Origin of the sequence: Pseudomonas lactucae (assembly GCF_036688725.1) — a bacterium.
Lineage (GTDB): Bacteria > Pseudomonadota > Gammaproteobacteria > Pseudomonadales > Pseudomonadaceae > Aquipseudomonas > Aquipseudomonas lactucae.
In genome coordinates this window covers 118,297-144,720 of sequence record NZ_JAQQPT010000008.1, presented here as the reverse complement: position 1 = coordinate 144,720, position 26,424 = coordinate 118,297, and the positions used below count along the sequence as shown (strand labels likewise).

Genomic DNA, 26,424 nt, shown 5'->3' with positions numbered 1-26,424 from the left:
GTTCAGACGGTGGCAATAATGGGGTCATGCTTGAATCGCCCCCACAACAGCGGCAGGTCGTCCGGGACGGCGCGATATTCGCCGATCTCGGACCAGCCGCCTGGGCCATGAAAGTCACTGCCGGCGCTGACCAGCAGACCAAATTCGCGGGCAAGAATCGCCAGGCTGCCCACCTGTTCGGCAGGTTGATGCCCGTTGACCACTTCGATAGCGTGGCCGCCGGCTCCAATATAGTCGCCTATCAGCTTGCGACGCTTGCTGCGGGTGAAATCGTAGTGCCAGGGATGCGCCAGGCTGACCCAGGCCCCGGAGGCACGCAAGGTCTCGACGGTGTCTTCGAGGGTCGGCCAATGCTGCTTCACATCGCCTAACTTGCCAGCGCCCAGCCATTTGCGAAAGGCTTCGGCGCGGTCTTTGACAAAGCCTTCACGCACCATCCAGTCGGCAAAGTGCGGCCGGGCCGGCGCGTTGCCGCTATCGCCCAGTTCCTGCTGGATGGCGCGGGCGCCGTCGAGGGCGTTGGGCATGCCTTTAAGGCTGAGCTTGCGGCTTATTTCTTCGGACCGCAGCCAGCGGCCATCGTGCAAATCGGCGATGGCCTGCACCAGCGCCGGGGCCGTTTGATCGAAACCGTAGCCAAGTATATGAATGGTGGCACCGCCCCAGGTGCAGGACAATTCCACGCCGTTGACCAACTGCATGCCCAGGGCATGGGCCGCCGTGCGGGCTTCATCGAGGCCTTCGAGGGTGTCGTGGTCGGTCAACGCCAGGACTCGCACGCCTTTTTCAAACGCACGCGCAACCAGTACCGCGGGCGCCAGGGCGCCGTCGGAGGCCGTGCTGTGGCAGTGCAAATCAACATTCACGGGGGTCTGTAACCTCAAGTCAGCTGGCGCTATCGCAACCAAGGATGTTTGTTATTATGCCGCCACATCCAGCTTCTGGCTCTTACTGTGAAACAATTCATCGACTTCATCCCGCTGTTGCTGTTTTTCATCGTTTACAAACTTGACCCTCGGGTCGTCGACGTGGCCGGCCATGAGCTCACCGTAGGCGGCATCTACAGCGCCACCGCCGTGCTGATCATCAGCTCCATCGTGGTCTATGGCGCCCTGTTCATTTCCCAGCGCAAACTGGAAAAAAGCCAATGGCTGACCCTGGTCGCGTGCCTGGTCTTCGGCAGCCTGACCCTGGCCTTCCACAGCGAGACCTTCCTTAAATGGAAAGCCCCGGTGGTGAACTGGCTGTTCGCACTGGCGTTCATCGGCAGCCACTTCATCGGCGACCGCCTGCTGATCAAGCGGATCATGGGCCACGCGCTGACCCTGCCGGAACCGGTCTGGGTACGCCTGAACGTGGCCTGGATCGTGTTTTTCATCTTCTGTGGCGCCGCCAACCTGTTCGTGGCGTTTACCTTCCAGGACTACTGGGTCGACTTCAAGGTGTTCGGCAGCCTGGGCATGACCGTGCTGTTCCTGGTCGGCCAGGGCATCTACCTGTCGCGCCACCTGCATGACACCGACCCTTCCACGCCGAAAACCGAGGACTGACATGCTCTACGCCATCATTGCCACCGACGTTGAAAACTCGCTGGAAAAACGCCTGTCCGTACGCCCGGCCCACGTCGAGCGCCTCAAGCAGCTGCAAGCCGAAGGCCGCATCGTCCTGGCCGGCCCGCACCCGGCCGTGGACAGCAACGACCCGGGCGACGCCGGTTTTACCGGCAGCCTGATCGTTGCCGAGTTCGCCTCACTGGCCGATGCCCAGGCTTGGGCCAAGGCTGATCCCTATGTCGCGGCAGGTGTCTATGCCGACGTGGTGATCAAACCCTTCAAGCAAGTCCTGCCTTGATCCGGGTTGCGTCGAACCTATTGAGTTCGGCGCACGCCAAATGGCTCATTATTCTCGGTAACCTGCCGACAACGTACTGAATATTCGTGTGGAATCAGGAGTTCCGATGCGCTTACGTCAGTTGTGTCTGTTGGCAGTGTTAATGATCGGGGCTACGGCCCACGCTGAAGAAACCTCGAACACCGGTAGCTCCACGCCCCTGTCCTTGAGCGCCGGCGCCCAGATCACCGAGTTGCAGCAACGCTTGAAAGACAGCGAGCGGCAACGTGAAGAGCTGAGCAAGCAACTGCAAAGCGCGGATGCTACTCGCGAAAGCGCTCAATTGAGTCGCCTTCGCCAAGAGAACCAACGGCTGACCCAGCAACTCAAAGATTCACAAAGCGGCGTCTTGACCCGATGGCTGACCGAGCAACAGCAATGGTTTGTCACTGGCGGGGCGGTCGCACTGATCGCCTTGCTGTGCGGGATCTTCGCCAGCGGGGGGCACCGTCGCCGTCGACAATGGCTAAATTGAGTGAGTCATGAGCGAGCTGTTACTGATAGATGATGACCAGGAGCTCTGTGAGCTGCTGACCAGTTGGTTGGGCCAGGAAGGTTTCCAGGTGCGCGCCTGCCACGATGGCCTGAGCGCGCGCAAAGCCTTGGCCGATAGCGCGCCCGCCGCGGTGGTGCTGGACGTGATGCTGCCCGACGGCAGTGGCCTGGAGTTGCTCAAGCAATTGCGCAACGACCACCCGGAGCTGCCGGTGCTGATGCTGTCGGCCCGCGGCGAACCCCTGGACCGTATCCTCGGCCTGGAACTGGGTGCCGACGACTACCTGGCCAAACCCTGCGACCCCCGCGAACTCACCGCGCGCCTGCGTGCCGTGTTGCGCCGCAGCCACCCGGCCGCCGTGTCGACCCAGCTGGAACTGGGCGACCTGTGCTTCAGCCCGGTGCGTGGCGTAGTCAGCATCGACGAACAGGAGTTCGCCCTCACCGTCTCCGAAAGCCGCCTGCTCGAAGCCTTGCTGCGCCAGCCCGGCGAGCCGCTGGATAAACAGGAACTGGCGCAGATCGCCCTGGGCCGCAAGTTGACCCTGTACGATCGCAGCCTGGACATGCACGTGAGCAACCTGCGCAAAAAGATCGGCCCTCACCCGGATGGCCGGCCGCGCATCGTGGCGTTGCGCAGCCGCGGCTATTACTACAGCCTTTGAGGCAGCTGCAAGTTTCAAGCGGCAAGCTGCAAGCTCTTCACTTGCAGCTTGCCGCTGAAAACTTGCCGCTGCCCCCCTCCCCCTTACCAAACCTTTACCCTCCCCTGACGGCGGCTGACCTTGCTCTGGGTAACCTACTCACATCCGGACTCACCGGAATAGAGACAGGAGATTCACCATGCGCAAGACCCTTATCGCTTTGATGTTCGCCGCTGCCCTGCCGACCGTTGCCATGGCCGCCATGCCCGAAGGCCCAGGCCCGATGGGCGAGCCTTCCGGCCACATGATGGGTGGCCCGGGCCACGGCGGTGAACACGGTCCGCGTGGCAAAGGCGGCCCCTTCAGCCAGCTGGACCTGAGCCGCGAACAGCGCGAGCAGATCGGCAAGCTGATGGGCGACCAATGGCACGCTCGCAAAGACCTGACCAGGAAGTACCTGGACAAACTCCCGGCCGCTGACCAGAAAGCCATGCAGGATGAAATCGCCGCCGGCCGTCAGAAAACCCAGGCCGATATCCGCGCCGTGCTCAAGCCGGACCAGCAGAAGAAGTTCGACGAGATCGTCAAGAAGCAAGAACAGCGGCGTGCCGAGTGGAAGGAATTCCAAGCCTGGAAAGCGCAACAGCCGCAAAAAGCGCAATAATGCCCTCGCGTTAATGCTCGCAGCCCAGTGGCCCCCGCCACTGGGCTTTTCCAGTTTGAGGGTTTCCTGTGCGTTCATTGTTCTGGCGCATCCTGGCCAGTTTCTGGCTGGCCATCGCCTTGGTTGCCGGGCTGTCGATCCTGCTTGGGCACATGCTCAATCAAGATGCCTGGATTCTCAGCCGTCACCCTGGTCTCAATAACCTGGCCCAGGAGTGGACCCAACTCTACGAAGCCCAGGGTGAGGACGCCGCCCAGGACTTACTGCAACAGCGCAAGCGCCAGTACCACATCGACGTGCAAGTGCTGAACGAAAGCGGTGAGCCGGTGGTGCGCGGCACCTTCCCGCGCCGCGCCGCCGCCTTCGAAGCGCGGCAGAACGACGACAAAGATGGTCACCTGCCCTGGCGGCGCCTGACCGCCGAGTACACCAGCGAGAAAACCGGCGACACCTACCTGTTGATCTACCGTATCCCGCACCCGGAACTCGACCAGTGGCACCGCAGCAGCCTGACCTGGCCCTTGAGCGCCCTGGCCATTGCGCTGGTGGTGCTGACCCTGTTCAGCCTGTTCGTCACGTTATCCATCACCCGTCCGCTTAGCCGCCTGCGCGGCGCGGTGCATGACCTCGGCCAGGCCACCTATCAACAGAACAGCCTGGCGCGCCTGGCCAACCGTCGCGATGAGTTCGGCGTACTGGCCACCGACTTCAACCGCATGGGCGCACGCCTGCAAAGCCTGATCGCCAGTCAGCGCCAGTTGCTGCGCGACGTGTCCCACGAGCTGCGCTCGCCCCTGGCGCGTCTGCGCATCGCCCTGGCGTTGGCCGAACGCGCCGGCCCCGAAGAACGCGAAAAACTCTGGCCGCGCCTGACCCGCGAGTGCGACCGCCTCGAAGCATTGATCAGCGAAATCCTGGTGCTGGCCCGCGTGGATGCCGACAACGCCAGCGCCGAAGAGGTCGACCTCATCGCGCTGCTCAAGACCCTTCAGAAGGACGCCCAACTCAGCGCGCCGGACCAGGTGGTGCAACTGAGCACCGACAGCGACCTGCACCTGAAGGGCTGGCCGACCATGATTGAGCGCGCGGTGGATAACCTGCTGCGCAATGCCCAACGCTTCAACCCGCCCGACCAATCGATCCAATTGCAGGCACAGCGCCAGGGCGACCGCATCCTGATCAGCGTGCGCGACCATGGCCCCGGCGTCGACGCCGAACACCTGAGCCAACTGGGCGAACCGTTCTACCGCGCCCCCGGCCAGACCGCCCAGGGCCACGGCCTCGGGCTGGCGATTGCGCGGCGCGCCGCCGAACGCCATGGCGGCAGCCTGATCCTGGCCAACCACCCCGACGGCGGGTTTATCGCCAGCATCGACCTGCCGTTGGAACCGGGGGTTGCCACTGCGGTGTGATGATCTCTTATAGTGGCCCTTCTCTTACGGAGGGCCTTTGATGACTGACTTGCTGACTCCCATCCAAGCCGCACTCGATCTACCGCCAACGCCCCTGACCCTTACCGAAACCGGCGCTCTGCCTTCGACCTTCGCGGTGACCGAACTGGCCGGCGCCAGCATCGGCGTCGCCGGCCAGGCCGTGGCCGAACTGATCCGGCAACAGACCGGGCGCCTGCCCAGCGTGAGTGTCGACCGGCGCCTCGCCTCGTTCTGGTTCTCCTCATCGATTCGCCCGGTGGGCTGGCAAGTACCGCCCCTGTGGGACCCGGTGGCCGGTGACTACGCCAGCGCCGATGGCTGGATTCGCCTGCACACCAACGCGCCCCATCACCGTGCCGCCGCTGAACGGGTACTCGGCAAGGTCGCGGACCGCGCCGCAATGGCCGCAAACGTCGCCGGCTGGCAGGCCGCCGAACTGGAGCAGGCGATTGTCGAGGCCGGCGGCTGCGCGGCGCAGATGCGCACGTGGCGGGCCTGGCAAACCCATCCGCAGGGGTTGGCGGTGAACGCCGAGGACTTGATCCAGCGCCAGACGTTCGAGACGACCCGCGACACACCCTGGCTCGGCTCGGTGACCCGCCCGCTGGCGGGTATCAAGGTCCTGGACCTGACGCGCGTATTGGCCGGGCCCGTGGCCAGTCGTTTTCTCTCCGGCCTGGGCGCGGATGTGCTGCGTATCGACTCACCCACCTGGAACGAACCCGGCGTGGTGCCGGAAATGACATTGGGTAAACGTTGCGCCCGGTTGGACCTCAAGCAGACCGCAGACCGCCAGGTGTTTGAAAGCCTGCTCAAGGGCGCCGACATCCTGTTCCACGGTTACCGCGCCGACGCCCTGGAGCAACTCGGCTACACCACCGGCCAACTGCAAGCCCTCGCCCCCGGCCTGATCGACGTCAGCCTCAACGCCTACGGCTGGAGCGGCCCGTGGCGCAATCGCCGGGGTTTCGACAGCCTGGTGCAGATGAGCAGCGGGATTGCCGACGCGGGCATGGCCTGGAAACAATCGGATAAACCGGTGCCGCTGCCGTTGCAGGCGCTGGATCACGCGACCGGGTATTTGATGGCGGCCAGTGCGATTCGGGCATTGAGCGAACGGCTGAAAACCGGGCGTGGCGGTTCGGCGCGCTTGTCGTTGGCGCGTACGGCGAAGTTGTTAGTGGAGGCAGGACAGGTGCCAGAGCAACCGGCGTTGCGGGCTGAAGCGCCGGGGGATCAGGGGTTGGTGGTGGAACAAACAGCCTGGGGCCAGGCCCATCGGTTGTTGGCGCCGTTGACCATCAGCGGCACGCCGTTGCAGTGGGATTTGCCGGCTGGGGAATTGGGGGCACATCGGGCTCAGTGGTGACTCGACCACCGCTATCGGGGGCAAGTCGAACCGGCGCACCGCCCCTCCCACATTTGACTGTGTTCACAAATCAAAATGTGGGAGGGGGCTTCCGATGGGGCCAGTACAACCCACCCATTCACAGCGATAAAACCCCACTGTACAACCCATACGCCGCCAACCCCGCGCCCACAATCACACAGCTGAAGATCCCTTTCTCCAGATGGGTAAACAACGGCTGCCCCTGTTCGCGCTTGGCCTGGGCAAACAGGATCACGCCCGGCGCGTACAACAGCGCCGACAACAACAAATACTTCAAGCCTCCGGCGTAGAGCAGCCAGACCGCATACCCCAAGGCAATCAACCCCACCAGCAAGTCCTTCAGGCGCTGGCCCTGGGCGCCTTCATAGGTTTCACCGCGCCCGCTCAACAACACCGCATAGGCCGCCGACCACAGGTACGGCACCAGGATCATCGACGAGGCCAAATAAATCAGCGTGGTGTAGGTGCTCTGGGAGAACAGCGTAATCACCAGAAAAGCCTGGATCATCAGATTGGTCAGCCACAGCGCGTTGACCGGCACCTGGTTGGCGTTTTCCTTTTTCAGGAAAGCCGGCATGGTCTTGTCATGGGCCGTGGCGTAGAGGATTTCCGCGCAGAGCAGCGCCCACGACAGCAATGCACCCAGCAGCGACACCGCCAGGCCGAGGCTGATGAGCAGGGCGCCCCAGGGCCCGACGATGTGCTCGAGCACGCCCGCCAACGACGGGTTTTGCAGACCGGCCAATTCCGGCTGGCTCATGACGCCCAGGGACAGCACATTGACCATCACCAGCAGCGCCAGCACGCCGAGAAAACCAATCACCGTGGCCCGGCCGACGTCCGCGCGTTTCTCGGCCCGCGCTGAATACACACTGGCGCCTTCGATGCCGATAAACACAAACACCGTGACCAGCATCATGTTGCGCACCTGATCCACCACGCTGCCGAATTGCGGGTTGCCCAGGCCCCAGATATCGCGGGTGAAGACATCGGCCTTGAACGCCACGGCGGCGATCACGATAAACATCAGCAGCGGCACGATCTTCGCCACCGTGGTGACCTGGTTGATGAACGCCGCCTCCTTGATCCCGCGCAGCACCAGAAAGTGCACAGCCCACAGCAGCAACGACGCACACCCGATGGCCACCGGCGTATTGCCTTGGCCAAACACCGGGAAAAAGTAGCCAAGGGTGCTGAACAGCAACACAAAATAACCGACGTTGCCCATCCACGCACTGATCCAATAACCCCAGGCCGACGAAAATCCCATGTAGTCGCCAAACCCGGCCTTGGCGTAGGCATACACCCCGGAGTCCAGTTCGGGCTTGCGGTTGGCCAGGGTCTGGAACACGAACGCGAGGGTCAACATGCCCACGGCGGTGATCGCCCAGCCAATCAGCACAGCGCCCACCTCGGCCCGCGCCGCCATGTTTTGCGGCAGGGAAAAAATCCCCCCGCCAATCATCGACCCCACCACCAGGGCGATCAGGGCGCTGAGTCGAAGTTTCTGGGCCGGTTGAGACATGCACACTCCTGAAATACTTAATTGCGGACAATCGTGCACTCAACTTAATTAATTCAGCGAGTGCGGCGTTTATTAGTAATGGCGATAAAAGCCCCGCGTTCATAACCCAGCGGCATGACAGTTTATAACGCTCAGACGTATTTATAATTTAAATACGTCGAATACTTCAGCCTTTTCAAGCGACTTGCCGGTTTGCTCTCTAAACGTTTTGCACATTCAACAAAACGGTCTAGCGTCAAACGTCCATACGTAGCACTCAATAAGTGACCAACACGCAGGCACCGCTCTGGAAAGCGGCTTTGCGCGCACAAGTATTGCTCAGGGATTTGCAGCCTAAGTCATTAATCCACAATGGAATGTGCCAATGAAGTGATCTGAGTCAGCTGTTTGATTAGCGCACGGAATTATTCTGTGGTCTCTCTTCTCCTGCATTGGAGTTATGCGATGTCTGAATCTTGCGGAAAACTTCGCTTAGGCGCACTGGTTGCGCTGGTCGTTGGCTCAATGATTGGTGGCGGTATTTTCTCCCTGCCGCAAAACATGGCGGCCAGCGCCGATGTAGGCGCCGTGCTGATCGGTTGGGTGATTACCGCCGTGGGCATGTTGACCCTCGCGTTCGTGTTCCAGACCCTGGCCAACCGCAAGCCCGACCTCGACGGCGGCGTGTACGCCTACGCCAAGGCCGGGTTTGGCGACTACATGGGTTTCTCGTCGGCCTGGGGCTACTGGATCAGTGCCTGGCTGGGCAACGTCGGTTACTTCGTGCTGCTGTTCAGCACCCTCGGTTATTTTTTCCCGATCTTCGGCGAAGGCAACACGCCGGCTGCCGTGATTGGCGCTTCCGTGTTGCTGTGGGCCGTGCACTTCCTGGTGCTGCGCGGGATCAAGGAAGCGGCGTTCATCAACCTGGTGACCACGGTGGCCAAGGTTGTGCCGCTGGTGCTGTTCGTGTTGATCGCAGTGTTCGCGTTCAAGCTGGAGATCTTCACCGCTGACATCTGGGGCGTGAAAAACCCCGATCTGGGCAGCGTGATGAACCAGGTGCGCAACATGATGCTGGTCACCGTGTGGGTGTTCATCGGCATCGAAGGCGCGAGCATCTTCTCGGCACGCGCCGAAAAGCGCAGCGACGTGGGCAAGGCCACCGTGATCGGTTTTATCACCGTGCTGCTGTTCCTGATGCTGGTGAACGTACTGTCCCTGGGCATCATGACCCAGCCGGAATTGGCCAAGTTGCAGAACCCGTCGATGGCCGCCGTGCTGGAACATGTGGTGGGCCACTGGGGCGCGGTGTTGATCAGCGTCGGCTTGATCGTCTCGTTGCTGGGTGCGCTGCTGTCGTGGGTGCTGCTGTGCGCGGAGATCATGTTCGCCGCGGCCAAGGACCACACCATGCCCGAGTTCCTGCGCAAGGAAAACGCCAACCATGTGCCGGCCAACGCCCTGTGGCTGACCAACGCCATGGTCCAGGTGTTCCTGGTGATCACGCTGTTTTCCGCCAGCACTTACCTGTCGCTGATCTATCTCGCCACCTCGATGATCCTGGTGCCCTACCTGTGGTCGGCGGCCTATGCCCTGCTGTTGGCGGTACGCGGCGAGACCTACGAAAACGCCCTCAAGGAGCGCCGCAAAGACCTTTTCATCGGTGCCGTCGCGCTGATCTACGCGGTGTGGCTGCTCTACGCCGGCGGCACCAAGTACCTGCTGCTCTCCGCCCTGCTCTATGCGCCCGGCGCGATCCTGTTCGCCAAGGCCAAGCATGAACTGGGCAAACCGATTTTCACCAACGTCGAGAAGCTGATTTTCGCCGCAGTGGTCATTGGCGCCCTGGTGGCGGCCTATGGGCTCTATGACGGTTTCTTAACGTTGTAACTGTTGTTCATTGGAGGATCTGTAATGACCACGGAAAAAGTGAAGTACGGCGTACATTCCGAAGCCGGCAAACTGCGCAAAGTCATGGTGTGCTCCCCAGGCTTGGCCCACCAGCGGCTGACCCCCAACAACTGCGATGAACTGCTGTTCGATGACGTGCTGTGGGTGGCCCAGGCCAAGCGCGACCATTTCGACTTCGTGACCAAGATGCGCGAGCGGGACATCGATGTGCTGGAAATGCACAACCTGCTGACCGACATCGTCGCCAACCCTGAAGCCCTGGACTGGATCCTGGCGCGCAAGATCACCGCCAACACCGTGGGCCTGGGCCTGGTCGAGGAAGTCGGCTCGTGGCTGCGCAGCCTGGAACCGCGCAAGATCGCCGAGTACCTGATCGGCGGCGTATCGGCCGACGACCTGCCCGGCAGCTTCGGTGGCAAGACCATCGAGATGTTCCGCGACTTCCTCGGCCATTCCAGTTTCATTCTGCCGCCGCTGCCCAACACCCAGTTCACCCGCGACACCACCTGCTGGATCTACGGCGGCGTGACGCTCAACCCGATGTACTGGCCGGCGCGACGCCAGGAAACCCTGCTGGCCAGCGCCATCTACAAATTCCACCCCGAGTTCACTAACGCCGACTTCCAGATCTGGTACGGCGACCCCGACCAGGAACACGCTGCCGCCACACTGGAAGGCGGTGACGTGATGCCGATTGGCAACGGCGTGGTGTTGATCGGCATGGGCGAGCGCTCGTCCCACCAGGCCATCGGCCAACTGGCGCGCAACCTGTTCAAGAACAACGCCGTGGAACGCGTGATCGTGGCCGGCCTGCCCAAGTCCCGCGCGGCGATGCACCTGGACACCGTGTTCAGCTTCTGCGACCGCGACCTGGTCACCGTCTTCCCCGAAGTGGTCAACCAGATCGTGCCGTTCACCCTGCGCCCTGACGACAGCAAGCCGCACGGCATCGATATCCAGCGCGAGAAAACCAACTTCCTCGAAACCGTGGCCGCCGCCCTCAACCTCAAGGCGCTGCGCGTGGTCGAGACCGGCGGCAACAGCTTCGCCGCCGAACGCGAGCAATGGGATGACGGCAACAACGTGGTGGCCGTTGAGCCAGGCGTGGTGATCGGCTACGACCGCAACACCTACACCAACACCCTGCTGCGCAAGGCCGGCGTGGAAGTCATCACCATCAGCGCCGGTGAGCTCGGCCGTGGCCGTGGCGGCGGCCACTGCATGACCTGCCCGATCATCCGCGACCCAATCGACTATTAAGGAGATTCCATCATGGCTTTCAATATGCGCAACCGCAGCCTGCTGTCGCTGATGCACCACACCACCCGCGAGCTGAACTACCTGCTGGACCTGTCCCGCGACCTCAAACGCGCCAAATACACCGGCACCGAGCGTCCGCACCTGCAGGGCAAGAATATCGCGCTGATCTTCGAAAAAACTTCGACGCGCACCCGTTGCGCCTTCGAAGTGGCGGCCCATGACCAAGGTGCCCACGTCACCTACATCGACCCGGTGTCGTCGCAGATCGGCCACAAAGAAAGCATGAAAGACACCGCCCGCGTATTGGGCCGAATGTTCGACGCCATTGAATACCGTGGTTTCGAACAGGACATCGTCGAAGAACTGGCCAAGTTCGCCGGCGTGCCGGTGTTCAACGGCCTCACCGCCGAATTCCACCCGACCCAAATGATCGCCGACACCCTGACCATGCGCGAACACAGCGACAAGCCGCTGCATGACATCAGCTACGCCTACCTGGGCGACGCCCGCTACAACATGGGCAACTCGCTGCTGATGATCGGCGCCAAGCTCGGCATGGACGTGCGCATCGGCGCGCCGAAAGCCCTGTGGCCACATGACGACTTCATCAAGCAATGCCAGGCGTTCGCCGAAGAGAGCGGCGCGCGCATCACCATCACCGAAGACCCTGCCGAGGCGGTGAAGGGCGTGGACTTCATCCACACCGATATCTGGGTGTCCATGGGCGAGCCGGTGGAAGCCTGGGACGAGCGCATCGAGCAATTGCTGCCGTACCAGGTCAACGCCAGGATGATGAAAGCCTCGGGCAACCCACGGGTGAAATTCATGCACTGCCTGCCGGCGTTCCACAACAGCGAAACCAAGGTCGGCAAGGACATCGCCGCACGGTATCCGAACCTGGCCAATGGCGTGGAAGTGACCGAAGAAGTGTTCGAGTCGCCGGCCAACATTGCCTTTGAGCAGGCGGAAAACCGCATGCATACCATCAAGGCGATCCTGGTGTCGGCGTTGGCGGATATCTAAAGGCTACACGGGTTAAGTGCGGGAGGGGGGCAAGCTCCCCTCCCACATTTGGTCCTGTGTTCGCAACATCGAACTCTAGAAGGACATTCCTTATGCGCATCGTCGTAGCCCTGGGCGGCAACGCCCTCCTGCGCCGTGGTGAACCCATGACCGCGGACAACCAACGCGCCAATATCCGTATCGCCACCGAACAGATCGCCAAGATCCACCCCGGCAACGAACTGGTGATCGCCCACGGCAATGGTCCGCAGGTCGGCCTGTTGTCGTTGCAGGCGGCGGCCTACACCAGCGTGTCGCCCTACCCGCTGGACGTGCTGGGCGCCGAAACCGAAGGCATGATCGGCTACATCATCGAACAGGAACTGGGCAATCTGCTGGACGTTGAAGTGCCCTTCGCCACCTTGCTCACCCAAGTGGAAGTCGACGCCAAGGACCCCGCCTTCCAGAACCCCACCAAGCCGATCGGCCCGGTGTACACCAAGGCCGAAGCGGAAAAACTCGCCGCCGAAAAAGGCTGGGCGATCGCGCCGGATGGCGACAAATACCGCCGTGTGGTCGCCAGCCCGCGCCCGAAACGCATCTTCGAAATTCGTCCGATCAAATGGCTGCTGGAGAAACAAGCCATCGTGATCTGCGCCGGCGGCGGCGGTATCCCGACGATGTATGACGAAGACGGCAAGCTCACAGGCATTGAAGCGGTGATCGACAAGGACCTGTGCTCATCCTTGCTGGCCGCGCAACTGGACGCCGATCTGCTGGTGATCGCCACCGACGTCAACGCAGCGTTTATCGACTACGGCAAGCCGACCCAGAAAGCCATCGCCCAGGCCCACCCCGACGCCATGCAAGACCTCGGCTTCGCCGCCGGCTCCATGGGCCCCAAGGTCCAAGCCGCCTGCGAGTTCGCCCGCCAGACTGGCAAAACTGCGGTGATCGGTTCACTCTCGGACATCGAAGCCATCGTCCAGGGCAACGCCGGTACACGCATCAGCACGGCAACACCTGGCATCACCTATCTGTGAAGTAGAGGAGATACGCCTATGGCTACCTTTGAACCCGGTCATCTGCATGTCGAACGCCATGCGCTGAACAAGGACGACGTCAGCTACGACCTGTGCCTGGACTACGAAGTCGTCACGGATAAAAGCGAGGGCAAAGGCATGCAGTTCACCCTGCATGGCAGCGTCCAGGGCAAGGACATGAAGGAAACGTTCTTTCTGCCCAAGGATCAGGCCTACAACTTCGCCAGCAACGTGACCCGGATTGTCGAGAAATACGGCATCCCCAAAAACCACAGCAGCGTGGGATCGGACCACAAGCACTACGATCTGATGTTTGAAGATGTGCGGCATCAGTTGGACATGAAATCCGGCGACCCGGTCAAGCCCGAACACCTGGCGTGATGCGTTTGCACTGACACAACACTGTTCAGATGTGGGAGGGGCGGTGCGACGATTCGACTTGCTCCCGATGGCTGTGTATCAGCAAAGGATTCATCAGCTGATCCACCTATATCGGGAGCAAGTCGAATCGTCGCACCGCCCCTCCCACATTTTGATCTCCAGCGTCTCCAAGGCATACTTGCCACCCTTCGCACTCCAGAATCAAGATCCGCCCCATGCGTATCCACGTCAGCTTCATCGACCGCGTCGGCATCACCCAGGAAGTCCTGGCCTTGCTCGGTGGGCGCAATCTCAACCTGGATGCGGTGGAAATGGTGCCGCCCAACGTCTACATCGACGCGCCGACCCTCAGCGCCAAGGTGCTGGAAGAGCTGCGCGATGCGCTGTTCAGCGTGCACGGCGTGCAAGCGGTGACGGTGGTGGACATTCTTCCCGGCCAACGCCGCCACCTGCAACTCGACGCCCTGCTGGCCGCCATGACCGACCCGGTGCTGGCCCTGGACAGCGCGGGCAAGATCCTGCTGGCCAACCCGGCGCTGATCGCCCTCTACGGGCGCGAACCGGCCGGTGAGAGTATCGCCGAACTGTTCAGCGACCCCGCGCTGCTGGAGACCTTGCTGGAAAACGGCTTTCGTTTGCCCCTGCGCGAGATCAGTGTCAACGGCCAGACCCTGCTGCTGGACGCGACGCCGATCACCGACGCCGGCGCCCTGCTGACCCTGTACCAACCCAACCGTATCGGCGAACAACTCTCGGCGCTGCACCATGACCATGCCGAAGGCTTTGATGCACTGCTCGGTGAGTCGCCGGTCATCCGCACCCTCAAGGCGCGTGCGCAGCGAGTGGCGGCCCTGGATGCACCGCTGTTGATCCAGGGCGAAACCGGCACCGGCAAGGAACTCGTGGCCCGCGCCTGCCATGCCACCAGCGCGCGCCAGAGTGCGCCGTTTCTGGCGTTGAACTGCGCGGCGCTGCCGGAGAACCTCGCCGAGAGCGAGCTGTTCGGTTATGCACCGGGCGCCTTCACCGGCGCCCAGCGCGGCGGCAAGCCAGGGCTGATGGAACTGGCCAACCAGGGCACGGTGTTCCTTGATGAGATCGGCGAGATGTCGCCGTACCTACAGGCCAAACTGCTGCGGTTTCTCAACGACGGCAGTTTTCGCCGGGTAGGGGGCGATCGTGAAGTGAAGGTCAATGTGCGCATCCTCAGCGCCACCCACCGCGACCTGGAAAAAATGGTCAGCGAAGGCACCTTCCGCGAAGACCTGTTCTATCGCCTCAACGTCCTCAACGTCGAAGTACCGCCCCTGCGTGCACGCGGCCAGGACATCCTGCTGCTGGCCCGCTACTTCATGCAGCAGGCGTGTGCGCAGATCCAGCGTCCGGTGTGCCGCCTGGCACCCGGCACCTACCCGGCGCTGCTGGGCAACCGCTGGCCGGGCAACGTACGCCAGTTGCAGAACGTCATCTTCCGCGCCGCCGCCATCTGCGAAAGCAGCCTGGTGGACATCGGCGATCTGGACATCGCCGGCACCTCGGTTGCACGCCAGAACGACGGCGAAATCGACAGCCTGGAACAGGCCATGGAAGACTTCGAGCGCGACCTGCTGGAGAAGCTCTACACCAGCTACCCCTCGACCCGCCAACTGGCCAGCCGGTTGCAGACTTCGCACACCGCAATCGCCCATCGCCTGCGCAAGTACGGCATCCCCAACAAGCCCTGATTTCAAAGGAAATGGAATCTGAATGTGAAATACAAACCAGTGTGGAGGGGGCTTGCTCCCGATAGCAGTGTGTCAGTCAATTCATATGTCACTGATACACCGCAATCGGGAGCAAGTCGAATCGTCGCACCGCCCCCCCACATTGACCGCATTTTTGGTCCAAGAACGACATCCCGTGTACTGAAAGCGCTACAGCGTAACGATATCGCTACAACCCTGCTTTTTACGCGCCATGCAAGGCTTTGATCCACATAGGCTTTTTTTCCAAGGCTCAACTGTAGCGAAATCGCTACAGACAAATGGCATAACCTCATAACCAATTTTATTAACTCATTGAAATATAAAGAATTAATAACGTTGGCCGCGTTCTTGCTAAGCAACTCCCCATTATCCCAATCCCGTCCACCAGACGATTCTGGCCCCGAGGAGTTTCCATGAGCGAGTTGCGTTTCACTGAAGATCACGAATGGCTGCGCGCCGAAGCCGATGGCAGCGTTACCGTGGGCATTACCGCTTTTGCGCAGAACGCGCTGGGCGATGTGGTTTTCGTGCAACTGCCTGAGCTGCAGGCCTACGACAAGGGCGCTGAAGCGTCCACCGTGGAATCGGTAAAAGCCGCCAGCGGCGTGTACATGCCTTTGGACGGTGAAGTGCTGGAAGTGAACCACACACTCGACGCCAGCCCGGAGCTGGTCAATGAAGACCCGATGGGCGAAGGCTGGTTCTTCCGCTTTAAACCAGCCGATGCCAGTGCAGTGGCTAAGCTGTTGGATCAGGATGCGTACGACCGCCTGATCAAAGCCAATGCCCAAGCCTGAGGAGCGCGCCATGAGTATTAATTTGAGCACCGCCAACGAATTCATCGCCCGCCACATCGGCCCGCGCCAGGCAGACGAGCAACAAATGCTCGCAAGCCTGGGCTTTGATTCCCTCGAAGCCCTGAGCGCCAGCGTGATCCCCGAAAGCATCAAGGGCACCAGCGTGCTCGGCCTGGAAGACGGCCTGAGCGAAGCCGAGGCCCTGGCCAAGATCAAAGCCATCGCCAGCCAGAACCAACTGTTCAAGACCTACATCGGCCAGGGCTACTACAACTGTCACACACCGTCGCCGATCCTGCGCAACCTGCTGGAAAACCCGGCCTGGTACACCGCCTACACCCCGTACCAGCCAGAGATATCCCAAGGCCGCCTGGAAGCGCTGCTGAACTTCCAGACCCTGATCAGCGACCTCACCGGCCTGCCGATCGCCAACGCATCCCTGCTCGACGAAGCCACCGCCGCCGCCGAAGCCATGACCTTCTGCAAGCGCCTGAGCAAGAACAAGGGCAGCAACGCCTTCTTCGCCTCCGTGCACAGCCACCCGCAGACCCTTGACGTGCTGCGCACCCGCGCCGAGCCGCTGGGCATCGACGTGGTGGTGGGCGATGAGCGCGAGCTGACCGACGTGAGCGCTTTCTTCGGCGCCCTGCTGCAATACCCGGCGAGCAACGGTGATGTGTTCGACTACCGTGCGCTGACCGAACGCTTCCACGCCGCCAACGCCCTGGTCGCCGTGGCCGCCGACCTGCTGGCCCTGACCCTGCTGACCCCGCCGGGTGAGTTCGGCGCCGACGTGGCCATCGGCAGCGCGCAACGCTTCGGCGTGCCGCTGGGCTTCGGGGGCCCGCACGCGGCGTACTTCTCCACCAAGGATGCGTTCAAGCGCGACATGCCGGGCCGTCTGGTCGGTGTGTCCGTCGACCGTTTCGGCAAGCCGGCCCTGCGCCTGGCCATGCAGACCCGCGAGCAACATATCCGCCGCGAAAAAGCCACCAGCAACATCTGCACCGCCCAAGTGCTGCTCGCCAACATCGCCAGCATGTACGCCGTGTACCACGGGCCTGAAGGCCTGACCCAGATCGCCCAGCGCATTCACCAACTGACCGCGATCCTGGCCAAGGGCCTGACCGCCCTGGGCCTCAAGGTCGAACAAGAAAACTTCTTCGACACCCTCACGCTCAACACCGGCGCCAACACTGCCGCCCTGCACGACAAGGCCCGCGCCCAGCGCATCAACCTGCGTGTGGTGGATGCCGAGCGTGTCGGCCTGTCGGTCGACGAAACCACCACCCAGGCCGATATCGAAACCCTGTGGGCGATCTTCGCCGACGGCAAGGCCCTGCCGGCTTTCGCCCAGGCAGAAAGCGCCCTGCCGGCCGCGCTGCTGCGCCAGTCGCCGATCCTCGGCCACCCGGTGTTCAACCGCTACCATTCGGAAACCGAGCTGATGCGCTACCTGCGCAAGCTGGCGGACAAAGACCTGGCGCTGGACCGCACCATGATCCCGCTGGGCTCGTGCACCATGAAGCTCAACGCCGCCAGCGAAATGATCCCGGTGACCTGGGCCGAATTCGGTGCCCTGCACCCGTTCGCCCCGGCCGAACAAAGCGCCGGCTACCTGCAACTGACCGCCGACCTGGAAGCCATGCTCTGTGCGGCCACCGGTTACGACGCGATCTCCCTGCAACCGAACGCCGGTTCCCAGGGTGAGTACGCAGGCCTGTTGGCCATTCGTGCCTATCACCAGAGCCGTGGCGAAGCCCGTCGCGATATCTGCCTGATCCCGTCGTCCGCCCACGGCACCAACCCCGCCACCGCCAACATGGCCGGCATGCGCGTGGTCGTGACCGCCTGCGACGCGCGCGGCAACGTCGACATCGAAGACCTGCGCGCCAAGGCCATCGAGCACCGCGAACACCTCGCCGCGCTGATGATCACCTACCCGTCCACCCATGGCGTGTTCGAGGAAGGCATCCGCGAAATCTGCGCGATCATCCACGACAACGGCGGCCAGGTGTACATCGATGGCGCCAACATGAACGCGATGGTCGGCCTCTGCGCACCGGGCAAGTTCGGCGGCGATGTGTCCCACCTGAACCTGCACAAGACCTTCTGCATTCCCCACGGCGGTGGCGGCCCGGGCGTCGGCCCGATCGGCGTCAAGTCGCACCTCACGCCGTTCCTGCCCGGTCACGCGGCCATGGAACGCAAGGAAGGCGCGGTCTGCGCCGCACCGTTCGGCAGCGCGAGCATTTTGCCGATCACCTGGATGTACATCAGCATGATGGGCGGCGCGGGCCTCAAGCGCGCTTCGCAGTTGGCGATCCTGAATGCCAACTACATTTCGCGTCGCCTCGAAGAGCATTACCCGGTGCTCTACACCGGCAGCAACGGCCTGGTGGCGCATGAATGCATCCTCGACCTGCGCCCGCTCAAGGACAGCAGCGGCATCAGCGTGGATGACGTAGCCAAGCGCCTGATCGATTTTGGCTTCCATGCACCAACCATGTCGTTCCCGGTGGCCGGCACCTTGATGATCGAACCGACCGAAAGTGAATCCAGGGAAGAACTGGACCGCTTCTGTGACGCGATGATCGCCATCCGCGAAGAGATCCGCGCGGTGGAAAACGGCACCCTGGACAAGGAAGACAACCCGCTCAAGAACGCGCCGCATACCGCCGCTGAAATCGTCGGTGAATGGAGCCACCCGTACAGCCGCGAGCAGGCGGTGTACCCGGTTGCGTCGCTGGTCGAAGGCAAGTACTGGCCGCCGGTGGGCCGGGTCGACAACGTGTTCGGCGATCGTAACCTCGTCTGCGCATGCCCATCGATCGAGAGTTACGCGTAACTTAAGGGTCAACTCGATCAAATGTGGGAGCAAGTCGAATCGTCGCACCGCCCCTCCCACACTTGACCGAGTACGATCTCAAGAATAATAAGAAACCGGAGAACAACCATGTCCCTTAGCGTGTTCGACCTGTTCAAGATTGGCATCGGCCCCTCCAGCTCCCACACCGTCGGCCCGATGCGCGCCGCCGCTCGATTCGTCGAGGGCCTCAAGCGCGACAACCTGTTGAGCACCACCACCGGCATCAAGGTGGAACTCTACGGGTCGCTGGGCGCCACCGGCAAAGGCCACGGCAGTGACAAGGCCGTGCTGCTTGGCCTCGAAGGCGAACACCCGGACACCGTGAACACCGAAACCGTGGCCGCGCGCCTGGCGCAGATGCGCGGCAACGGCCGCTTGAACCTGCTCGGCGAACACAGCATTGCGTTCAACGAAAAGGAACACCTGGCGATGATTCGCAAACCCCTCGCCTATCACCCCAACGGCATGATCTTTCGCGCCTTCGATGCGGCCGGCATCCAGATCCGCAGCCGCGAGTACTACTCGGTCGGCGGCGGTTTTGTGGTGGATGAAGACGCCGCCGGCGCCGACCGGATTGTCGAGGACACCACCCCCCTGACTTTCCCGTTCAAGCACGCCAAGGACCTGCTCGGTCATTGCACCACCTATGGCCTGTCGATCAGCCAAGTGATGCTGACCAATGAAAGTGCCTGGCGCCCGGAAGCGCAAACCCGCGCCGGCCTGTTGAACATCTGGCAAGTGATGCAGGACTGCGTGGACGCGGGCTGTCGCAATGAAGGGATTCTGCCGGGGGGCTTGAAGGTCAAGCGGCGCGCGGCGGCCCTGCATCGCCAGTTATGCAAGCACCCGGAGTCGGCGCTGCGCGACCCGTTGTCGGTGCTCGATTGGGTGAACCTGTATGCGCTGGCGGTCAACGAAGAGAACGCCAACGGCGGGCGCGTGGTCACCGCGCCCACTAACGGTGCCGCCGGGATCGTGCCGGCGGTATTGCATTACTACATGCGTTTTATCCCCGGCGCGAACGAAGACGGCGTGGTGCGTTTTCTGCTCACCGCCGCCGCCATCGGCATTTTGTACAAGGAAAACGCCTCGATCTCCGGTGCCGAAGTCGGCTGCCAGGGCGAAGTCGGCGTGGCCTGTTCCATGGCCGCGGGTGCCTTGTGCGAAGTGTTGGGCGGCAGCGTGTCACAGGTGGAAAACGCCGCCGAGATCGGCATGGAACACAACCTCGGCCTGACCTGCGACCCGATTGGCGGGCTGGTGCAGGTGCCCTGTATCGAGCGCAACGCCATGGGCTCGGTCAAGGCGATCAATGCGGTGCGCATGGCTTTGCGCGGTGACGGACAGCACTTCGTGTCCCTCGACAAGGTGATCCGCACCATGCGCCAGACCGGCGCCGATATGAAAAGCAAATACAAGGAAACCGCCCGTGGCGGTTTGGCGGTCAACATTATCGAGTGCTGACGCCTCAAGGCGCGCCGGCACGTTTTTCAGGAGCTGAACATGTCCACCGAAACCCTGTTGAAAACCCCCTTGCACGCGCTGCACCTGGAACTGGGTGCGCGCATGGTGCCCTTCGCCGGCTACGACATGCCGGTGCAGTACCCGCTGGGCGTGATGAAGGAACACTTGCACACCCGTGATCAGGCCGGGTTGTTCGACGTCTCCCACATGGGCCAGATCCGCCTCACCGGTGCCAACGCGGCCAAGGCCCTGGAAACCCTGGTGCCCGTCGACATCATCGACCTACCGGTGGGCATGCAGCGCTACGCCATGTTCACCAACGAACAAGGCGGCATCCTCGACGACCTGATGGTCGCCAACCTGGGCAACGACGAGCTGTTCCTGGTGGTCAACGCCGCCTGCAAGGACCAGGACCTGGCGCACCTGCGCGCGCACATCGGCGACCAGTGCACCGTCGAGCCACTGTTCGAAGCCCGCGCGTTGCTGGCCCTGCAAGGTCCGGCCGCGGTGAAAGTGCTGGCGCGCCTGGCACCGGAAGTCAGCAAGATGACCTTCATGCAGTTCGCCGCGCTGCGCCTGCTGGGCGTGGACTGCTACGTCAGCCGTTCGGGTTACACCGGCGAAGACGGTTTTGAAATCTCGGTACCGGCAGCCAGCGCCGAAAGCCTGGCGCGCAGCCTGCTGGCCGAGACCGAAGTCGAGGCCATTGGCCTGGGCGCCCGTGACTCCCTGCGCCTGGAAGCCGGCCTGTGCCTGTATGGCCACGACATGAACGCCGAGACCACGCCGATCGAGGCCAGCCTGCTGTGGGCGATGTCCAAGGCCCGTCGTGCCGACGGCGTACGTGCCGGCGGCTTCCCCGGCGCCGACCGCATCTTCACCCAGCAACAAACCGGCGTCAGCCGCAAACGCGTGGGCCTGCTGCCGCAGGAACGCACGCCAGTACGTGAAGGCGCGGAAATCGTCGACGCAGAGGGCACCGTGATCGGCAGCGTGTGCAGCGGCGGTTTTGGCCCATCCCTGGGCGGCCCTCTGGCCATGGGTTACCTGGACAGCGCATTCACCGCACTGGATACCGAAGTGTCCGCGTTGGTGCGTGGGAAAAGGGTGCCACTTCGTGTAAGTAAAATGCCATTTGTGCCGCAGCGTTACTATCGCGGCTGAGTAACTGTTCCCATAAGTAACGCGGTTGCGCCAGCGTGCACTAAGCTGTAACGCAACCGCCATAAAACAGTGCACTCACGATAGTCATTGTTATAGGTATCCACCTATAACAAGTGACCAACTCTATCGAATAAGTCGGTTCCGGATTATTCAACGAAGCGTCATGAAACCGAGCAAAGCCTGGGGTTTGCCAGGGGTTGTTTTTTTCATATTAGTTGGCGTAGAGTTTGCCCACTGTGTTTGCATGGGTCGCTTGGAACCTGGACCTGGGCAGTAGCTGAAGTCGTTATGCTACAACCCGTTCGACGTCTCTTACTTTCCTGCAACCCAGCCCAGTACTCTTTCATGTGAAAGGGGCTGTCATTAATTTTAGCGTCAAAGGAAAGAAGAAAATGTCCCAACGTCAGAGCGGTACCGTCAAGTGGTTCAACGACGAGAAAGGGTTTGGTTTTATCACGCCGGAGAGCGGTCCGGATCTGTTCGTGCATTTCCGCGCCATTCAGGGCAACGGCTTCAAGAGCCTCAAGGAAGGCCAGAAAGTGACCTTCGTAGCTGTGCAAGGCCAAAAAGGCATGCAGGCTGACGAAGTACAAGCAGAAGCCTGATCCTTCCTGCGACAAAAAGCCCCTGATATGACATCAGGGGCTTTTTTATGGGCGCGATTCCGTAAACTGCGTTTTTTCTTCCGAGAGCCCTGCCATGCCCAACCCCCTGCTAAGCCCCCAGGGCGAATTTCCCGCTGTTGGCCTGGGCCGTCGTCTGGCAGCGATGTTCTATGACTTTTTGCTGTGCACCGCCCTGCTGATCGTCACCGCGTTTATCTACAAGCTGGTGTGGATCGCCTTCGTCGGCGAAGCCAAAATGCGCACCCTCACCGAATCCGGCGCACTGGACGGTGACCCGTTGCTGTCGACAATCCTGTTGTTTGTGCTGTTTGGCTTCTTTGCCAAGTTCTGGACCCATTCGGGGCAGACCCTGGGCATGCAGGTGTGGGGCGTGCGCGTGCAGAACGCCGACGGCTCACGCATCAGCCTGTGGCAGGCGTTGTTGCGCTTTGTGGTGTCGATTGCGTCGTGGTTGTGCGTGGGGCTGGGGTTTATCTGGTCGTTGTTCGATAAGAACAAACGCAGCTGGCATGACATCTATTCGGACACGCAACTGGTGCGGATCCCGAAGCAAAAGAAGTAACCCCAGCCAAGTGACGATCTAAATGTGGGAGGGGGCAAGTCGAATCGTCGCACCGCCCCTCCCACATTGTTGACCGAGCCAGTCTCAGGTCACGCGTTGCCGGCCAGTTTCAGGCGTGCCGCGTGGGTGAAATCCAACATGCGCTTGAGCGGGCGCACCGCCTGCGGAATCACCGACGGCTCGACGAAGATCTCGTTGCTGCCCTCGCGCAGGCACTGCAGCGTGCGCTCCAGCGTGTTCATCGCCATCCACGGGCAATGTGCGCAGCTGCGGCACGCGGCGCCGTTGCCGGCCGTCGGCGCTTCGATAAACACCTTGTCCGGGCACAGCTGCTGCATCTTGTAGAAGATGCCGCGATCGGTCGCCACGATAAAGGTCGTGTTCGGCAAACGCTGCGCCGCCGCGATCAACTGGCTGGTTGAGCCTACCGCGTCCGCCAGTTCGATCACCGATGTCGGGGATTCGGGGTGCACCAGGATCGCCGCGTCCGGGTACAACGCCTTCATGTCTTCCAACTGCTTGGACTTGAACTCTTCGTGGACGATGCACGCACCGTCCCACAGCAGCATGTCGGCACCGGTCTGGCGCTGGATGTAAGTGCCCAGGTGCTTGTCCGGGCCCCAGATAATGGTCTCGCCGTTATCCATCAGGCTTTCGACGATTTCCAGCGCGCAGCTGGACGTCACCACCCAATCGGCCCGCGCCTTGACCGCCGCCGAGGTGTTGGCATACACCACCACGGTACGCTCCGGGTGCTGGTCGCAGAACGCCGAAAACTCATCCACCGGACAGCCAAGATCCAGGGAGCATGTGGCTTCCAGGGTCGGCATGAGGATGCGTTTTTCAGGGGTGAGGATCTTGGCGGTCTCGCCCATGAAACGCACGCCGGCGACCAGTACGGTCTTGGCCGGGTGGGCGGCGCCGAAGCGCGCCATTTCCAGGGAGTCGGAGACACAGCCGCCGGTTTCTTCGGCGAGGGCCTGGATCACCGGGTCACAGTAGAAGTGCGCCACCAGCACCGCGTCCTGAGCCTTGAGCTCGGCGGCGATGGCGGCGCGCAGGCTTGCCTCTTCGTCGGCGCTGAGGGCCTTGGGCTGCTTGGCGTCGAGGTGGGCTTGAACCAGTAGGCGTTCGGAAATATGCGTCATGTTCGCAAGACCTGCAGGCGCAGTTGCGCGAAAGTCGAGTGTACCACCGGCTCAGGAGCCCTACGGGCGCCGCCGGACGAAGTGAGTGTGTTCATCAAGCACGGTTGAAGCTGCGCAAGGCTACAGAATATCCAATGGTTTCAAAAGCCTAATCTAAGGTCGCCAGCTTCGACACGCTGGCCCGGCACTTTGACCGCGCTGTATTCACCGCCGGCAATCGATCGTATTGACCGATGCGTGCCTTATAAAACTTACAACTATCCAACATTCAAGAATTGTCTCAAAAACAACTTCGCGTATTGCCAACCCCTAGCCAGTGATTAAGAATTACCGCTATCACACCTTAACGACGACATCATGAACAACAAAGTTATTATCATTGACAGACACCCAGCCATACGGCTGGGCCTAAATGCTCTGCTCAGCGGCGAGAACTCTAACGTTGTAGGTGAAGCCGATAATTACCTGGACGCGTTGAAACTCTACGAGGAACTTCGCCCCGGCACGGTTGTGCTCGATGCCGGACAAACCGGCATGAATGGTTTGCTGTTGATCGGCCAACTGAGGAAAAAATCACCGACACTGAAAGTTATTGTATTTACCGCTCAAGTGTCGAACCACCTGGCCCTGCGTTACATGAGCACAGGGGCTGACGGCCTTGTGTACAAGCATGACAACCCGTGCATGTTGGTGAATGCCTTGCGCACGATCAAGAGCGGTTACGTTTACTTCCCGGGGCAAAAGATGCTCACCGGCACTGATGACGATCAAGACGAACAGCTGCTACGCAGCTTGTCTCAACGTGAACTGATCGTGTGTCAGAAACTGGTTCAAGGGCTGAACAACAAAGCCATTTCAGAACTTATGGCTTTGAGTCAGAAAACCATAAATACGTATAAAACCCGGATTTTCGAAAAGCTCAACATCAACACACTGGTCGACCTTTATCGGCTGGCAACCCGTAACGGGTTAGTTGAAGCCTGAGCCATTTTTATCACCCTGACACTTCTGCACAAGGAACCTGTCGCGCTAACAAGTGCCTCGCGCACTGTTATTTCAAATACTGTAAAGGTCAATACCCATGGCAATGCAAAACGCCCTCTTATGCTTGGCATTGAATATCTATCATGAAGCCCGGGGCGAACCCGAAGAAGGCCAGATAGCGGTTGCCCTGGTGACCATGAATCGTGCCGAGTGGCGCGTGGAAAACGTATGCCAGACAGTGTACAAGCCCTGGCAATTTTCCTGGACACGCTCAGCCTCCACCTTGCCCAGGCATGAAAAACACGCCTGGATCAAAGCCAAAACCATGGCGCAAGAGATAATCGAGGGTTACCACCCGGACATTACCCAGGGATCCACTCATTTTCACGCTCAGCATATCCGCCCGGCGTGGCATCGCTCTTTTGTAAAAACGGTGCACATCGGTAACCACATTTTTTATACGCAGAGCGCAAACACACGGGTTGCGCCCAAGTAATCGGCTCAACTGTCCTGGATGTGCCGATGCAGCTTGAACAACTCAGCGTCGCTCGTGACGTTCAACTTACGCATCGCTGCCTGCTTCTGACCACTGATGGTCTTGCGGCTGCGCAGGAACTTGATGGCGATCTGAGAAACCGACATACCTTCCAGACAGCAGCGCAACACCTCGCGCTCTTTAGGCGACAGCGCCGGATAATCGATCAGCGGGTCTATTGCCGGCGGCGCCTCGCCTTCGGCCGGTGCGGTCGAGGGTGAAGGGGCTTTAGGTGTCGAGTCCAGCGCAGCGGCCATGGCGGGCGAAAGGTAAAGGCGGTCCATGGCCACGGCACGAATGGCACGGACCAGTTGTTCGGTGTCCTGGGATTTGCCGAAAAAACCATTGGCGCCGGCGCGAATGGCCATATTGACGGTGGCGGGACGCTCTATCGACGAGACAATCAGAATGCGCAGCGACGAATAAAGGCTGCGCAACATTTGAATAAGGCGCAAACCATCCAGTTCTTCATCGCCCAATTGATAGTCGAGCATCAGCAGATCAATCGGCTGTTCACGCAAGGCCTGCAGCAGTTGACTGCCCTGGGAATAAATACCCACCACGTTGAAATCCGACTCGGCATTGAGTCTTACGCCCAGTGCCTCACGGATCAACGCATGGTCATCCAGTAGAGCAATTTTAAGGGGAGAAACGACCGACCACCTCATCATCAAAACTCCACAAAATGACATCATGGCAAGGGAAAAGCCTTACAGGCGATTCTGAGAGTAATTATTACAGTATCCTAAGTACAGGATAAAAAAAATCCCCCCTCGTGCTTTCTTCCCAGGCCGTTCCAAAACATCAATAAACATCTTAAGCCGTTGTTTATTATTATTTTTATACGCCGAATGGAAAACCCGCATGCACGGTTCATCCGCTGTTTCCTGACCCCTGTCAGCGCACCTTT

General features: G+C 61.0%; 25 protein-coding genes. 21 read left to right on the top strand and 4 right to left on the bottom strand.

Going from position 1 to position 26,424, the window contains the following annotated elements:
• Positions 1–2: 2 nt before the first annotated feature.
• Positions 3–866, bottom strand: coding sequence for a PHP domain-containing protein (locus tag V6M90_RS11295; protein ID WP_003175764.1), 864 nt, complete (start codon positions 864–866; stop codon positions 3–5).
• 87 nt (positions 867–953) lie between these two features.
• Between V6M90_RS11295 and V6M90_RS11290 the strand changes: the two genes are divergently transcribed.
• The 7 genes from V6M90_RS11290 to V6M90_RS11260 all read left to right on the top strand — a co-directional run bounded on the left by V6M90_RS11290 (position 954) and on the right by V6M90_RS11260 (position 6,495).
• Positions 954–1,550, top strand: a complete 597-nt coding sequence (locus tag V6M90_RS11290) for a septation protein A (protein ID WP_141063324.1) — start codon at positions 954–956, stop codon at positions 1,548–1,550.
• A gap of 1 nt (position 1,551) precedes the next feature.
• Entirely contained in the window at positions 1,552–1,851 is a 300-nt protein-coding gene (locus V6M90_RS11285; protein ID WP_003175766.1) for a YciI family protein, read from the top strand.
• A gap of 106 nt (positions 1,852–1,957) precedes the next feature.
• Positions 1,958–2,365 carry a hypothetical protein gene (locus V6M90_RS11280; RefSeq protein ID WP_003175767.1) on the top strand — a complete coding sequence of 136 codons (408 nt, stop codon included), beginning with the start codon at positions 1,958–1,960 and terminating at the stop codon, positions 2,363–2,365.
• Between the two features lie 7 nt (positions 2,366–2,372).
• Complete coding sequence (locus tag V6M90_RS11275) at positions 2,373–3,050, top strand: response regulator transcription factor (RefSeq protein ID WP_003175768.1); 678 nt, start codon at positions 2,373–2,375, stop codon at positions 3,048–3,050.
• 178 nt (positions 3,051–3,228) lie between these two features.
• Positions 3,229–3,693, top strand: a complete 465-nt coding sequence (locus V6M90_RS11270; RefSeq protein ID WP_003175769.1) for a hypothetical protein — start codon at positions 3,229–3,231, stop codon at positions 3,691–3,693.
• 68 nt (positions 3,694–3,761) lie between these two features.
• Positions 3,762–5,105, top strand: a complete 1,344-nt coding sequence (locus V6M90_RS11265) for a sensor histidine kinase (protein WP_141063326.1) — start codon at positions 3,762–3,764, stop codon at positions 5,103–5,105.
• Between the two features lie 40 nt (positions 5,106–5,145).
• The gene (locus V6M90_RS11260; RefSeq protein ID WP_332846484.1) at positions 5,146–6,495 is read left to right on the top strand and encodes a CoA transferase; all 1,350 of its coding nucleotides are present in this window, start codon (positions 5,146–5,148) and stop codon (positions 6,493–6,495) included.
• 118 nt (positions 6,496–6,613) lie between these two features.
• On the opposite strand, the gene arcD (V6M90_RS11255) is transcribed toward V6M90_RS11260, so the two are convergent.
• Positions 6,614–8,041 (bottom strand): arginine-ornithine antiporter, encoded by a 1,428-nt coding sequence (arcD, locus tag V6M90_RS11255; RefSeq protein ID WP_332846483.1) that lies wholly within the window; start codon positions 8,039–8,041, stop codon positions 6,614–6,616.
• A 444-nt stretch (positions 8,042–8,485) separates the two neighbouring features.
• Here arcD (V6M90_RS11255) and arcD (V6M90_RS11250) point away from each other — a divergent pair, with 444 nt between their 5' ends.
• From arcD (V6M90_RS11250) to V6M90_RS11195, 12 genes are all read left to right on the top strand, one after another.
• On the top strand, positions 8,486–9,913 hold the full coding sequence (gene arcD / locus V6M90_RS11250; RefSeq protein WP_003175774.1) for an arginine-ornithine antiporter: 1,428 nt from the start codon (positions 8,486–8,488) through the stop codon (positions 9,911–9,913).
• A 24-nt stretch (positions 9,914–9,937) separates the two neighbouring features.
• On the top strand, positions 9,938–11,194 hold the full coding sequence (arcA, locus tag V6M90_RS11245; protein WP_332846482.1) for an arginine deiminase: 1,257 nt from the start codon (positions 9,938–9,940) through the stop codon (positions 11,192–11,194).
• A gap of 12 nt (positions 11,195–11,206) precedes the next feature.
• Positions 11,207–12,217 (top strand): ornithine carbamoyltransferase, encoded by a 1,011-nt coding sequence (locus V6M90_RS11240; RefSeq protein ID WP_003175776.1) that lies wholly within the window; start codon positions 11,207–11,209, stop codon positions 12,215–12,217.
• Between the two features lie 92 nt (positions 12,218–12,309).
• Positions 12,310–13,239 (top strand): carbamate kinase, encoded by a 930-nt coding sequence (arcC, locus tag V6M90_RS11235; RefSeq protein ID WP_003175777.1) that lies wholly within the window; start codon positions 12,310–12,312, stop codon positions 13,237–13,239.
• Between the two features lie 18 nt (positions 13,240–13,257).
• Positions 13,258–13,620, top strand: a complete 363-nt coding sequence (locus tag V6M90_RS11230) for a DUF5064 family protein (RefSeq protein ID WP_141063330.1) — start codon at positions 13,258–13,260, stop codon at positions 13,618–13,620.
• 215 nt (positions 13,621–13,835) lie between these two features.
• Entirely contained in the window at positions 13,836–15,344 is a 1,509-nt protein-coding gene (locus V6M90_RS11225) for a sigma-54-dependent transcriptional regulator (protein ID WP_003175779.1), read from the top strand.
• Between the two features lie 434 nt (positions 15,345–15,778).
• On the top strand, positions 15,779–16,162 hold the full coding sequence (gene gcvH / locus V6M90_RS11220) for a glycine cleavage system protein GcvH (RefSeq protein WP_332846481.1): 384 nt from the start codon (positions 15,779–15,781) through the stop codon (positions 16,160–16,162).
• 10 nt (positions 16,163–16,172) lie between these two features.
• Positions 16,173–19,010, top strand: coding sequence for an aminomethyl-transferring glycine dehydrogenase (gene gcvP, locus V6M90_RS11215; protein WP_332846480.1), 2,838 nt, complete (start codon positions 16,173–16,175; stop codon positions 19,008–19,010).
• Between the two features lie 108 nt (positions 19,011–19,118).
• Positions 19,119–20,495 (top strand): L-serine ammonia-lyase, encoded by a 1,377-nt coding sequence (locus V6M90_RS11210; RefSeq protein ID WP_332846479.1) that lies wholly within the window; start codon positions 19,119–19,121, stop codon positions 20,493–20,495.
• A 39-nt stretch (positions 20,496–20,534) separates the two neighbouring features.
• Positions 20,535–21,659: a glycine cleavage system aminomethyltransferase GcvT gene (gcvT, locus tag V6M90_RS11205; protein WP_332846478.1), complete on the top strand. Its 1,125-nt coding sequence runs from the start codon at positions 20,535–20,537 to the stop codon at positions 21,657–21,659.
• Positions 21,660–22,051: 392 nt separating this feature from the next.
• Positions 22,052–22,264 carry a cold-shock protein gene (locus V6M90_RS11200; protein ID WP_003175786.1) on the top strand — a complete coding sequence of 71 codons (213 nt, stop codon included), beginning with the start codon at positions 22,052–22,054 and terminating at the stop codon, positions 22,262–22,264.
• Positions 22,265–22,358: 94 nt separating this feature from the next.
• Positions 22,359–22,847: an RDD family protein gene (locus V6M90_RS11195; protein WP_003175787.1), complete on the top strand. Its 489-nt coding sequence runs from the start codon at positions 22,359–22,361 to the stop codon at positions 22,845–22,847.
• An 89-nt stretch (positions 22,848–22,936) separates the two neighbouring features.
• On the opposite strand, the gene nadA is transcribed toward V6M90_RS11195, so the two are convergent.
• Entirely contained in the window at positions 22,937–23,995 is a 1,059-nt protein-coding gene (gene nadA / locus V6M90_RS11190) for a quinolinate synthase NadA (protein WP_003175788.1), read from the bottom strand.
• A gap of 357 nt (positions 23,996–24,352) precedes the next feature.
• Between nadA and V6M90_RS11185 the strand changes: the two genes are divergently transcribed.
• Both V6M90_RS11185 and V6M90_RS11180 read left to right on the top strand, forming a co-directional pair.
• The gene (locus tag V6M90_RS11185) at positions 24,353–24,979 is read left to right on the top strand and encodes a response regulator transcription factor (protein ID WP_332846477.1); all 627 of its coding nucleotides are present in this window, start codon (positions 24,353–24,355) and stop codon (positions 24,977–24,979) included.
• Positions 24,980–25,076: 97 nt separating this feature from the next.
• Positions 25,077–25,475 carry a cell wall hydrolase gene (locus V6M90_RS11180; protein ID WP_332846476.1) on the top strand — a complete coding sequence of 133 codons (399 nt, stop codon included), beginning with the start codon at positions 25,077–25,079 and terminating at the stop codon, positions 25,473–25,475.
• A gap of 5 nt (positions 25,476–25,480) precedes the next feature.
• Here V6M90_RS11180 and V6M90_RS11175 read toward each other — a convergent pair whose 3' ends face one another.
• The gene (locus V6M90_RS11175; RefSeq protein ID WP_408637297.1) at positions 25,481–26,182 is read right to left on the bottom strand and encodes a response regulator; all 702 of its coding nucleotides are present in this window, start codon (positions 26,180–26,182) and stop codon (positions 25,481–25,483) included.
• Positions 26,183–26,424 lie beyond the last annotated feature (242 nt).